Source organism: Nonomuraea sp. NPDC049684 (assembly GCF_044465345.1).
GTDB lineage: Bacteria > Actinomycetota > Actinomycetes > Streptosporangiales > Streptosporangiaceae > Nonomuraea.
Window position 1 is genome coordinate 159,398 of record NZ_JBITLO010000006.1, and the last position, 11,754, is coordinate 171,151.

Below are 11,754 nucleotides of genomic sequence, written 5' to 3' on the forward strand. Positions count from 1 at the left end.
GAGCGGCGCTCAGCGGCGGGGGAGCACCTCCAGCGACTGGCGGGCGATCTCCCACTCCTCGTCCGTGGGCACGACCAGCACCGCCACCTCCGCGCCCGGCGGCGAGACCGCCCGCTCCCCGGCCGGGCCGGCCGCGTTCAGCGCGGGGTCCACGGTGATGCCGAGCCGGTCGAGCCCGGCCAGCGACTCCGCGCGGGTGGCCGCGTCGTGCTCGCCGACGCCGCCGGTGAACACGATCGCGTCCAGGCGGCCGAGCAGGGCGTAGTACGCGCCGACGTACTTGCGGATGCGCCGGGTGTAGACCTCCAGGGCCAGCCGGGCCTCCTCGTCGCCGCGCGCCCGCACCTCGCGCATGTCGAGCGTCCCGGCCAGGGCGCGCAGGCCGCCCTCGTGGCTGAGCGCGCGTTCGACCTCCTCGCCGCCCAGGCCGCGCACCCGCGCCAGGTAGCCGGCGATGGCGGGGTCCACGTCGCCGGAACGGGTGCCCATCACCAGCCCCTCCAGCGGGGTCAGCCCCATGGAGGTGTCCACGCTGCGCCCGCCGGACATCGCCGTCGCGCTGGCGCCGTTGCCCAGGTGCAGCACGACCAGGTCGAGGTCGGCCAGGTCGCGGCCGAGGAGGGCGGCGGCGCGGCGGGAGACGTAGGCGCAGGAGGTGCCGTGGAAGCCGTAGCGCCGCACGCCCAGCTCCCGCCAGGCCCGCGGCACCGCGTACGTGTACGCCTGCGGCGGCAGCGTGAGCTGGAACGCCGTGTCGAACACCGCCACCTGCGGCACCCCGGGGAACGCCGCCCGCGCCACCCGGATCCCGGCCAGGTTCACCGGGTTGTGCAGCGGCGCGAGCGGCGCCAGCTCCTCGATCGCGGCGATCACCTCGTCGTCGACGAGGGCCGGGCCGGTGAAGCGGGTGCCGCCGTGCACGACCCGGTGACCGACCGCGACCGGCGCCAGCTCGGGCCCGGCCCGCGCGAACGCCTCCAGCATCGCCGTCAGCCCCTCGGCGTGCCCGGGGAAGCGCTCCTCCCGCACGTACGGCGGCCCGCCGTCCGCGTGGTGCGTCAGCCGCCCGCGCTCCTCGCCGATGCGCTCCACCAGCCCGCGCGCCGGCCGCTCCCGGGTGCGCGCGTCCACCAGCTCGTACTTGATGGAGGAGGAGCCGGTGTTCAGGACGAGAATTCGGCCGGCCACGTCCACGACCTGATCTCCGCCGGGTCCTCGCCGTGCTCCCTGGTGTACGCGCGGGCCCGCAGCCGCGCGTCGCTCATCCGCTGGCGCAGGTGCGCGGCCTTGGAGCCGAGCCCCGGCACCCGGTCGATGACGTCGATGACCAGGTGGTAGCGGTCGATGTCGTTGAGCATGGCCATGTCGAACGGCGTGGTCGTGGTGCCCTCCTCCTTGTAGCCGCGCACGTGCATGTTGGCGTGCCCGGTGCGGCGGTAGGCGAGCTGGTGGATGAGCGAGGGGTAGCCGTGGAAGTTGAAGATGATCGGCCGGTCCACGGTGAACAGCGTGTCGAACTCGGCGTCCGGCAGGCCGTGCGGGTGCTCCGACCGCGGTTGCAGCCGCATCAGGTCCACCACGTTGACGACGCGCACCTTCAGCTCGGGCAGATGCTCGCGCAGCAGCGCCGCGGCGGCCAGCGTCTCCTGGGTCGGCACGTCGCCCGCGCAGGCCAGCACCACGTCCGGCTCGCTGCCCTGGTCGGTGGAGGCCCACGGCAGGATGCCCAGGCCGCGCGTGTTGTGCGCGATCGCCTCCTCCATGGTGAACAGGTCCAGCACCGGCTGCTTGCCCGCCACGATCACGTTGACGTAGTCGCGCGAGCGCAGGCAGTGATCGGCCACCGACAGCAGGGTGTTGGCGTCCGGCGGCAGGTAGACCCGCACCACGGACGCCTTCTTGTTGACGACCACGTCCAGGAAGCCGGGGTCCTGATGGCTGAAGCCGTTGTGGTCCTGCCGCCACACGTGCGACGACAGCAGGTACGTCAGCGACGCCACCGGCCGCCGCCACGGGATCTTCTGCGACGACTCCAGCCACTTGGCGTGCTGGTTGAACATGGCGTCGATGATGTGGATGAACGCCTCGTAGCAGTTGAACAGGCCGTGCCGGCCGGTCAGCAGGTAGCCCTCCAGCCAGCCCTGGCACAGGTGCTCGCTCAGCACCTCCATCACCCGGCCGCCCGGGGCCAGGTTCTCGTCCGTGGGCAGCAGCTCGGCCTCCCACGCCCGGTCGGTGACCTCGAACACGGCCTGCAGCCGGTTGGAGGCGGTCTCGTCCGGGCCCATCAGCCGGAAGTTGCGCGGGTTGCCGGCGATCACGTCGCGCAGCAACCCGCCGAGCACCCGCGTCGGCTCGGTCAGCTGGGCGGCCGGGGACTTGACCTCGACCGCGTGCCGGCGGAAGTCCGGCAGCCGCAGCGGCTGCAGCAGCTCGCCGCCGTTGGCGTGCGGGTTGGCGCTCATCCGCAGCGGCCCCCGCGGCACCGTCGCCAGCACCTCCTCGACCGGCCTGCCGTCGGAGCCGAACAGCTCCTGCGGCCGGTACGAGCGCATCCACTCCTCCAGCATCGCCAGGTGCGCCGGGTTGTCCCGGACGCCCGACAGCGGCACCTGGTGGGCCCGCCAGGTGCCCTCGACCGGCTTGCCGTCCACCTCGCGTGGGCCGGTCCAGCCCTTCGGCGTGCGCAGCACGATCATCGGCAGCCGCCGGTCCTGGCCGTCCTTGTACTCGGCCAGCTCGTCGAAGACGGTGTCCAGGGTGGCGGCCATCTCCTCGTGCGAGGGGCCGACCAGGTGGGGGCGGTAGCCGTAGCCCTCCATGAGCTTGAACAGGTCCTGCTCGGGGATGCGGGCGAGCACGGTGGGGTTGGCGATCTTGTAGCCGTTCAGGTGCAGGATGGGGAGCACGACGCCGTCGCGCCGGGGGTCGAGGAACTTGTCGGAATGCCAGCTCGCGGCCAGCGGGCCGGTCTCGGCCTCGCCGTCGCCGATGACGCAGGCCACCACCAGGCCGGGGTTGTCGAACGCGGCGCCGTAGGCGTGGGCGAGGGAGTAGCCCAGCTCGCCGCCCTCGTGGATGGAGCCGGGGGTCTCGGGCGCGACGTGGCTGGGGATGCCGCCGGGGAAGGAGAACTGGCGGAACAGCCGCCGCATGCCCTCGGCGTCCTGCGAGACGTCCGGATAGCGCTCGGTGTAGGAGCCCTCCAGCCAGGCGTGCGCGACGGCGGCGGGCCCGCCGTGGCCGGGACCGGCGATGTAGATCATGTCCTGGTCGCGCTCGGAGATCACCCGGTTGAGGTGGGCGAAGCAGAAGTTCAGCCCCGGGGTGGTGCCCCAGTGGCCGAGCAGGCGCGGCTTGATGTGCTCGGGACGCAGCGGCTCGGTCAGCAGCGGGTTGTCCAGCAGGTAGATCTGCCCGACGGACAGGTAGTTGGCCGCCCGCCAGTACGCGTCTATGTGGTCCATGCCCTTGCCCATTCCTCCGCAGGCGGTGCTGAATCCCCGGGCTGCCGATAATGTGCCGTCACATGGCGCTGCGCAGTTCCCTCTGGTACTCCGGTGACGACAGGAACTCCTACATCCACCGGGCCTGGATGCGCCGCGGCCTGCCGCGCGAGGCGTTCGAGGGCGAGCGGCCGCACATCGCCATCGCCAACAGCGCCTCCGACCTCGCGCCGTGCAACTCCCACCTCGACGAGGTCGCCCGCAGCGTCATGAACGGCGTGTGGGAGGCCGGGGGCGTGCCGCTCGACCTGCCCGTCCTGTCGCTGGGCGAGACGAACGTGCGCCCGACCGCCATGCTCTGGCGCAACCTGGCCGCGATGGCCGCCGAGGAGCTGCTGCGGGCCAACCCGATCGACGGCGTGGTGCTGCTCGGCGGCTGCGACAAGACGATCCCGGCGCTGCTCATGGCCGCCGCCTCGGTCGACCTGCCGGCGCTCGTCGTGCCCGGCGGGCCCATGCTGACCGGGCACTTCCGCGGCGTGCCGCTCGGCTGCGGCACCGACGTGTGGCGGCTCAGCGAGGAGGTGCGGGCCGGCACGCTGTCCCGCGAGGCGTTCCTCGCCTCCGAGTCGTCCATGATCCGCAGCCGCGGCCACTGCAACACGATGGGCACCGCCTCCACCATGGCCTGCATGGCCGAGGCGCTCGGCATGACGCTGCCCGGCACGGCCGGCACCCCGGCCCCCGACAGCCGCCTGCTGGAACGCGCGCACGTCAGCGGCCGGCTGGCCGTGGAGCTGGTAGGCGCGGGCCGCCGTCCCAGCCACGTCATGACCCGGGCCTCCTTCCTCAACGCCATCGTGACGCTGGCCGCGATCGGCGGCTCGACCAACGCGGTCGTGCACCTGCTGGCCATCGCCGGGCGGCTCGGCGTCGAGCTGAGCCTCGACGACTTCGACCGGGCCGGCTCCGGCGTGCCGCTGCTGGCCGATCTCCAGCCCGCCGGCCGCCACCTGATGGACGACCTGTTCAGGGCGGGCGGCCTGGCCGCCCTGCTGCGGGAGGTCGAGGACCTGCTCGACCCCGCGGCGATCACCGTCACCGGCAGGCCGCTGGTCGAGCACCTGGCCGGCGCCGAGATCTGGGACGACACCGTGATCCGGCGGCGCTCCGACCCGCTGCTGCCCGACGCGGGCATCGCCGTGCTGCGCGGCAACCTGGCGCCCGACGGCGCCGTGATCAAGCCCGCGGCCGCCTCGCCTGAGCTGCTGCGCCACCGCGGCAGGGCGATCGTCTTCGACGGCGTCGAGGACGCCCGCGCCCGGCTCGACTCGCCCGGCCTCGACGTCGACGAGACCTCGGTGCTGGTGCTGCGCGGCTGCGGGCCCAGGGGCTACCCGGGCATGCCGGAGGTCGGCAACCTGCCGCTGCCGCGCAAGCTGCTGGCCAGGGGGGTGCGCGACATGGTGCGGGTCAGCGACGCCCGGATGAGCGGCACCGCGTACGGCACGGTCGTCCTGCACGCCTCGCCGGAGGCGGCGGCCGGCGGCCCGCTGTCGCGGGTGCGCACCGGCGACCCGATCGTGCTCGACGTGGCGGCCAGGCGGCTCGACGTCGACGTCCCCGAGGCCGAGCTGGCCGCCAGGGAGCCGGTCATGACCGGCCACGCCCGTCCGGCCCGCGGCTGGCAGCGCCTGTACGTCGACCACGTCACGCAGGCGCACCTGGGCGCCGACCTCGACTTCCTGACGGGCTCCTCCGGCGACGCGCCCGGCCGGGAGTCCCACTGAAAGCAAAGAGTGCCCGGCGCCATGCGCGGAATCATCCCCGTGGGGTACGGGGTTCCCTGACGGGAGCCCGGCTCAGCGGATCTCCCGCGAGTACGGGACGATGTGATCAGGTTTGACGACGCATGAGGAGGAAGCGGTGAACGGCGACATCAGCCAGAGCCAGGAGTGGGCGGCTCTGGGCAAGCATCACGAGGAGCTGGCGGGAAAGCAGCTTCGTGAGCTGTTCGCGGAGGACCCGGGCAGGGCCGGGCGGATGACGGTGAGCGCCGGGGACCTCTACCTCGACTACGCCAAGCACCGCGCCACCCAGGAGACGATCGACCTGCTGGTGGCCCTGGCCGAGCGGGCGGGCCTGCGCGAGCGCATCGCCGCGATGTTCGGCGGCGAGCACATCAACGTGAGCGAGGACCGCGCCGTCCTGCACGTCGCGCTGCGCATGCCGGAGAACGCCGAGCTGGTCGTCGACGGCCAGGACGTCGTGGCCGACGTGCACGCGGTGCTGGACAAGATGAGCGCCTTCGCGGACCGCGTCAGGTCCAAGGAGTGGAAGGGCGCCACCGGGCAGCCGATCAGGACCGTGGTCAACATCGGCATCGGCGGCTCCGACCTCGGCCCGGCCATGGCCTACGAGGCGCTGCGCGACTACGTGGACGCCGGCGTCGAGGCCAGGTTCGTCTCCAACATCGACCCCGCCGACATCCTGGGCAACCTGCGCGACCTCGACCCGGCCACCACCCTGTTCGTGGTCGCCTCCAAGACCTTCACCACGCTGGAGACGCTGACCAACGCCAGGGTCGCCCGGTCCTGGCTGGCCGGCGCGCTGGGCGAGGACGCGGTCTCCAAGCACTTCGTGGCCGTCTCCACCAACGCCGGCAAGGTCGCCGAGTTCGGCATCGACACCGACAACATGTTCGGCTTCTGGGACTGGGTGGGCGGCCGCTACTCCTTCGACGGCGCCATCGGCCTGTCGCTGATGATCGCCGTCGGGCCGGACCGGTTCCGCGAGATGCTGTCCGGCTTCCACAGCATGGACGAGCACTTCCGCACCGCGCCCTTCGACGCCAACATGCCGGTCCTGATGGCCCTGCTCGGCATCTGGTACACCGACTTCTTCGGCGCCGAGACCCGCGCCGTGCTGCCCTACAGCCAGCGGCTGCACCGCTTCCCCGCCTACCTCCAGCAGCTCACCATGGAGTCCAACGGGAAGTCGGTGCGCGCCGACGGCAGCCCGGTGACCGTCCCGACCGGCGAGATCTTCTGGGGCGAGCCGGGCACCAACGGCCAGCACGCCTTCTACCAGCTCCTGCACCAGGGCACCCGGCTCGTCCCGGCCGACTTCATCGGCTTCGCCGAGCCGTTCGAGGACCGCGAGGGCATGCACGACCAGCTCACCGCCAACCTGCTCGCCCAGACCAGCGCGCTGGCCTTCGGCAAGACCGCCGAGGAGATCGCGGGCGAGGGCACGCCGCCGGAGATCGTGCCGCACAAGGTGATGCCGGGCAACCGGCCCACCTCGACGATCCTGGCGACCAAGCTCACGCCGTCCACGCTGGGCCAGCTCGTCGCGCTCTACGAGCACATCGTGTTCGTCGAGGGCACGATCTGGGGCGTCGACTCCTTCGACCAGTGGGGCGTCGAGCTGGGCAAGAAGATGGCGCTCGACGTGGCGCCCGCGCTCACCTCCGACGAGCCGCCGCAGACCTTCCCCGACTCCTCGACCGAGCAACTCGTGCGCAGGTACCGCGAGCTGCGCGGAAGGCGGGCCTAGAGATGGGGCGGGCGGGCGCGCTGGTCCTGTTCGGCGTCACGGGGGACCTCGCGCGCAAGATGCTGCTCCCCGCGCTCTACCACCTGACCGCCGACGGCAGGCTCGACCTGCCGATCATCGGCGTCGCCAAGACCGACATGGACCTCGACGCGCTGCGCGAGCACGCCCGCGAGGCGTGCGGCGGCGTCCAGGACGCGGCGTTCGAGAAGCTGGCCGGCAACCTGCGGCTGGTGGCCGGCGACTACCGCGACCCCGAGACGTTCGCCAGGTTGCGGGAGGAGGTCGAGGGCAAGGGGTTCCTCGTCCACTACCTGGCGGTGCCGCCCGCGCTGTTCTCCGTCGTCGCCGAGGGGCTGGCCGGCGCCGGGCTCAACCACGAGGCCAGGCTCGTGGTGGAGAAGCCGTTCGGGCACGACCTCGACTCCGCGCGCAGGCTCAACGACGAGCTGCTGAAGTACTTCGACGAGGACCACCTGCGGCGGGTCGACCACTTCCTGGGCAAGGAGCCGGTCGAGGACCTCATGGTGTTCCGGTTCGCCAACATGCTGCTCGAACCGCTGTGGAACCGGAACTTCGTGCGCAGCGTGCAGATCACCATGGCCGAGGACTTCGACGTCGCCGACCGCGGCGGCTTCTACGACGCCAACGGCACGGTCCGCGACGTGGTCCAGAACCACCTGCTGCAACTGCTGGCCATCCTGGCGATGGACCCGCCGCCGTCCATGGACGCCCGCGCCCAGCTCGACGAGAAGTGGCGGGTGCTGCGCGCCGTCCAGGCCGTCGACCCGGCCCACGTCGTGCGCGGCCAGTACGACGGCTACCTCGACACCCCCGGCGTGCGGCCCGGCTCCACCACCGAGACGTTCGTCGCCATGCGGCTCTACATCGACAGCTGGCGCTGGGCGGGCGTGCCCTGGTGCATCCGTTCGGGCAAGGCGCTGCCCACCACCGACCTGGAGATCGTGGCCGAGCTGCGCAAGCCGCCGGTGACGATGTTCCGCGGCGGCGACGTGCCGCCGGGGCCCAACCTCATCAGGTTCCGGCTGCAGCCCGACGCCGGGGTGACCTTCGACGTCCTGGCCAAGGAGCCGGGCCGGCAGCGGACGATCCCGGTGCCGGTGAGCGTCGACTTCACCAAGGTGCTCGGGCCGATGGAGGCCGCCTACGAGCGCATCCTGACCGACGCCGTCAGCGGCGACCCGCGGCGGTTCGCCCGGTTCGACCTGGTGGAGGAGTCGTGGCGGATCGTCGGCCGGCTGCTCGACCTGCCCGACCAGCCGCTGCCGTACGAGAAGGGCACCTGGGGGCCGGAACCGGCGGAGAAGATCCCGCCGGGCGGCTGGCACGAGATCTCCACCACGTTCGACTAGCGGCCGATCCGGGTGAACGATGGGCCCATGGACATCAAGGAGCTGCTGGAGCAGTCGAAGGACGCCGTCACCGTCAGGCGCGTCTTCGGTGAGCCGATCCACCACGGCGACGTCCTGGTCATCCCCGTCGCCCGGGTCGCCCAGGGCGGCGGGGCAGGTCAGGGGCAGGGCCGGGACGAGAAGGGGGCGGAGCTCGGCAGCGGCGGCGGTGGCGGCTTCGGCTACAGCGCCACCCCCGCCGGGGTCTTCGTGGTCAAGGACGGCGACGTGCAGTGGCGTCCGGCCGTCGACGTCAACCGGATCGTGCTCGGCGGCCAGCTCGTCGGCCTCGCCCTGGTGCTGACGATCCGGACCATCTTCAAGAAGTGGCGTCACAGGAGGTAACGGGGGCACATCATCTGACGTGCTCATCGATCTGCTCGACGCGGGGCTGCCCGGCCACGAGGCGCTACTGCCCGGCTCCAACCTGCCGGTACGGGTCGTCCCGCTGGGCGGCGGCACGTCGCTGGTCCGCTTCCCGCCCCGGTGGAGCCGTCCCGGCCGCGGCCACTACCTGGCGGGGGAGGAGTTCGTGCTGCTGGAGGGCGAGCTTCGGGTGTCGGGGGTGGCGTACCTGCCGGGGGAGCACGCCTGGCTGCCCGCCGGCGCCCTGCGCCACTCCGGCGCGGCGCCGGCGGGGGCGCTGGTGTGCACGTTCTTCGCCGGCGAGCCCGCCTGGGTGTCCAGCGACCTGGACGAGCCCGACGGGCCCAGCCTGCGCACCCCGCTGGTGAGCGTCGTCGTCCCCGGCGGCGGGCTGCCGCTCACGCCGCACTCCGTCCTGCTGGACACGCCCGTCCCGCTCGACCACCCGGCCGAGATGATCACCGTGCCGAGCTGGACGTGGGAGCTGTCCACCTTGATCCCCGAGGGCCGGGTCCTCGTAAGGTGGACGCCATGATGACCTCCTTGACGCAGTTCGTGGGATTCGGCGCCCTGGTGATGCTCGGGGCCATGTCGCCCGGCCCCGACTTCGCGGTCGTGGTCCGCCGCTCGGCGCTGTCCGGCCGCGGGCACGGCATGGCCGCGGCGGCCGGGATCGCCCTGGGCGTGGCCGTGTGGGTGGTGGCCGCCGGCACCGGCGTGGCCGCGCTGCTGGCGGCCTCGGCCATGGCCTTCACCGTGGTCAAGGTCGTCGGCGCCGCCTACCTGCTCTACCTGGGGGTCAAGGCGCTGCGCGCGGCCCTGCGCAAGGGCGGCCCGCTCGACCTCGGCCTGCCCGCACCCGCGAGCCGCGGCCCGTGGGCGGCCTTCACCGAAGGGCTGCTGACCAACGTGCTCAACCCCAAGGCCGCGCTGTTCTTCGTGGCCCTGGTGCCGCATTTCCTCAGCGAGGAGGCCGCGTTCGGCGACACGCTGCTGCTGTCGGCGGTCGCGCTGGCCGGCACGATGGTCTGGTTCCTCACGGTGGCGAACGTGGTGAGCACGCTGCGCTGGGTGTTCGCCCGGCCCGGCGTGCGCAAGGCGGTGGACGGCCTGACCGGCGCCGCGCTCATCGGCCTCGGCGTCAACCTGGCCGTCGCCGGCCGCCCCTGAGCGGCCTCTCGACGGCCAGGCCGTGAGCGGCCGCGTCAGGAGACGGCGACGCCGAGCAGGTGCCCGAGGCCGAAGGTGACGGCGGCGGCGCCCGCGCCCAGCCCGAGCTGGCGCAGCCCGCCCAGCCACCACGGCCGCGCGGTCATCACGGCCACCGCCGCGCCGAACCCGAACAGCGCCACCATGCTCAGCGCCAGCGCCGGGAACAGCCCCGACGCCCCGAACAGGAACGGCGCCAGCGGCACCAGCGCCCCCGCGGCGAAGGCGAGGAACGACGAGCCGGCCGCCAGGTAGGGCGAGGGCAGGTCGTCGGGGTCGACGCCCAGCTCCTCGCGCACGTGCACGCGCAACGCCTGCTCCGGGTCGGCCGACAGCCCTTCGGCGACCCGGCGGGCGAGGTCGGCGTCCAGGCCGCGCGACCGGTAGAGGGCGGCCAGCTCGGCCCGCTCGCCGTCGGGGTTGCGGGCCAGCTCGCGCCGCTCCACGGCGATCTCGGCCCGCATCAGCTCGGTCTGGGAGCGCACCGATGTGTACTCGCCCGCCGCCATCGAGCACGCCCCGGCGACGAGCCCGGCGAACCCGGCGAGCACCGCGCCGCGCCCGGCGCCCGCGGCGCCCACGACGCCGGCGATGAGCGCCACGTTGGAGACCAGCCCGTCCATCGCCCCGAACACCGCCGGACGCAACCAGCCGCCGGTGACGTCACGGTGGCTGTGGTGCTTCTCGGGAGAGTAGGGCCGGGCAAGCTCGATGGTCATGACAATCCTCCCCGTATTGGCAGTTCGTCCGGGAATCTAGGCCCTTCCGGGATGATCCGCAACGAAGGAGAGGCTAGCCTGATCTGCGATTTTCCCGCTGCGTCACCGATCGTGCACGCACGATCACGTGCCCGGGGACGGAAACGCGAACGTCCCCCCGGAGCCCGCGGCGCGCAGGAGCCGGAGGGACGCGGACGAGGTCAGGCGTGCGCCGGGCTGGCGGGAGCCGGCTCAGCGGGATCGGGCTGAGCCGAACCGGGCTGAGCGGCGCTGGACCGGGCGGCCTTCGGGCCGTTGACGATCGCGTCGCAGTCGGCGATCGCGTCCTCCAGCAGCCTGCGCAGCAGCGCGTCGGGGTCCTTGATGCACGCCTGGACGATGCCGACCACGGCGAGCTGCACCGCGTTGGGCGCCGCGTACCGGCGGAAGCCCTTCTCGGTGATCTTGGCGGCCCGGCTGAAGCGCCTGGCCTGCTCGGCCGCGTGCGGCACCTGCTCCATCGCGTGGCGGCTCAGCTCGCTCAACCGGCCGGACGGCGCGCCGTCGAGCCTGGCCAGCATCTCCTCGGCCGCCAGCACCGACACCGCGAGCGCGAGCTGGCGCTCGGCGGCGGCGACGGGCAGGGCCGTGGTCGCGCAGCGCAGCGCGATGTGCGCGTCGATCCGCAGGTCGTCGCCGGCCAGCCCGATGATGGACGGCACGAGCCCGACCAGCTGGGCGCGGCTCTCGTCGCCGGTGTTGTCGTTGACCAGGCGGGCGAGTGCGGCCAGCAGCGGATGGGTGCAGGCCGGGTGGTCGCTCCACCGCTCGCCGGCCAGGTAGGACGCCAGTTCCATGAAACAGGCGCCGCGCTTCGGGTTGCGATGCCTGCCGCGGGACAGGACCGGCATGTGATCAAGGTGATTGTCCACGGGGTGCTCCATGCTCCACGCGATCGCCGTCCAGCCAGTTTGCGCTGTCGGGCGCGTCAAAGCCAGTGATCGGGCATCTTCCACAGGAATGGTTCCCTCAGGCGATGCGATCATTCCTCAACCGCTATTCATGGTT

General features: G+C 72.7%; 10 protein-coding genes. 6 read left to right on the forward strand and 4 right to left on the reverse strand.

Features of this window, described 5'->3' with window-relative positions:
* Window positions 1–9: 9 nt before the first annotated feature.
* The gene (locus ACIBST_RS21155) at window positions 10–1,188 is read right to left on the reverse strand and encodes an acetate/propionate family kinase (RefSeq protein WP_397173779.1); all 1,179 of its coding nucleotides are present in this window, start codon (window positions 1,186–1,188) and stop codon (window positions 10–12) included.
* Window positions 1,164–3,467, reverse strand: a complete 2,304-nt coding sequence (locus ACIBST_RS21160) for a phosphoketolase (protein WP_397173780.1) — start codon at window positions 3,465–3,467, stop codon at window positions 1,164–1,166. The genes ACIBST_RS21155 and ACIBST_RS21160 overlap by 25 nt, the downstream gene beginning before the upstream one ends.
* A gap of 62 nt (window positions 3,468–3,529) precedes the next feature.
* Here ACIBST_RS21160 and ACIBST_RS21165 point away from each other — a divergent pair, with 62 nt between their 5' ends.
* From ACIBST_RS21165 to ACIBST_RS21190, 6 genes are all read left to right on the forward strand, one after another.
* Window positions 3,530–5,236, forward strand: coding sequence for an IlvD/Edd family dehydratase (locus ACIBST_RS21165; RefSeq protein ID WP_397173781.1), 1,707 nt, complete (start codon window positions 3,530–3,532; stop codon window positions 5,234–5,236).
* A gap of 136 nt (window positions 5,237–5,372) precedes the next feature.
* Window positions 5,373–7,004: a glucose-6-phosphate isomerase gene (pgi, locus tag ACIBST_RS21170; RefSeq protein WP_397173782.1), complete on the forward strand. Its 1,632-nt coding sequence runs from the start codon at window positions 5,373–5,375 to the stop codon at window positions 7,002–7,004.
* Window positions 7,005–7,006: 2 nt separating this feature from the next.
* A complete protein-coding gene (gene zwf, locus ACIBST_RS21175) occupies window positions 7,007–8,374 on the forward strand; it encodes a glucose-6-phosphate dehydrogenase (RefSeq protein WP_397173783.1) in 1,368 nt (455 codons plus the stop codon).
* Between the two features lie 27 nt (window positions 8,375–8,401).
* Window positions 8,402–8,758, forward strand: a complete 357-nt coding sequence (locus tag ACIBST_RS21180; RefSeq protein ID WP_397173784.1) for a spore germination protein GerW family protein — start codon at window positions 8,402–8,404, stop codon at window positions 8,756–8,758.
* Window positions 8,759–8,777: 19 nt separating this feature from the next.
* Window positions 8,778–9,314, forward strand: a complete 537-nt coding sequence (locus ACIBST_RS21185; RefSeq protein ID WP_397173785.1) for a hypothetical protein — start codon at window positions 8,778–8,780, stop codon at window positions 9,312–9,314.
* Window positions 9,311–9,949, forward strand: coding sequence for a LysE family translocator (locus ACIBST_RS21190; RefSeq protein ID WP_397173786.1), 639 nt, complete (start codon window positions 9,311–9,313; stop codon window positions 9,947–9,949). Before ACIBST_RS21185 ends, ACIBST_RS21190 begins: the two co-directional genes overlap by 4 nt.
* Before the next feature lie 35 nt (window positions 9,950–9,984).
* On the opposite strand, the gene ACIBST_RS21195 is transcribed toward ACIBST_RS21190, so the two are convergent.
* Window positions 9,985–10,707, reverse strand: a complete 723-nt coding sequence (locus ACIBST_RS21195; RefSeq protein ID WP_397173787.1) for a VIT1/CCC1 transporter family protein — start codon at window positions 10,705–10,707, stop codon at window positions 9,985–9,987.
* 200 nt (window positions 10,708–10,907) lie between these two features.
* Entirely contained in the window at window positions 10,908–11,618 is a 711-nt protein-coding gene (locus ACIBST_RS21200; RefSeq protein ID WP_397173789.1) for a hypothetical protein, read from the reverse strand.
* Between the last annotated feature and the right edge of the window lie 136 nt (window positions 11,619–11,754).

Excerpts from the sequence above, each read along its gene's own strand:
- ACIBST_RS21160 (WP_397173780.1), bottom strand. The coding sequence starts at position 3,467 with ATGGACCACATAGACGCGTACTGGCGGGCGGCCAACTACCTGTCCGTC.
- ACIBST_RS21165 (WP_397173781.1), top strand. The coding sequence starts at position 3,530 with ATGGCGCTGCGCAGTTCCCTCTGGTACTCCGGTGACGACAGGAACTCC.
- zwf (WP_397173783.1), top strand. The coding sequence starts at position 7,007 with ATGGGGCGGGCGGGCGCGCTGGTCCTGTTCGGCGTCACGGGGGACCTC.
- ACIBST_RS21180 (WP_397173784.1), top strand. The coding sequence starts at position 8,402 with ATGGACATCAAGGAGCTGCTGGAGCAGTCGAAGGACGCCGTCACCGTC.
- ACIBST_RS21190 (WP_397173786.1), top strand. The coding sequence starts at position 9,311 with ATGATGACCTCCTTGACGCAGTTCGTGGGATTCGGCGCCCTGGTGATG.
- ACIBST_RS21195 (WP_397173787.1), bottom strand. The coding sequence starts at position 10,707 with ATGACCATCGAGCTTGCCCGGCCCTACTCTCCCGAGAAGCACCACAGC.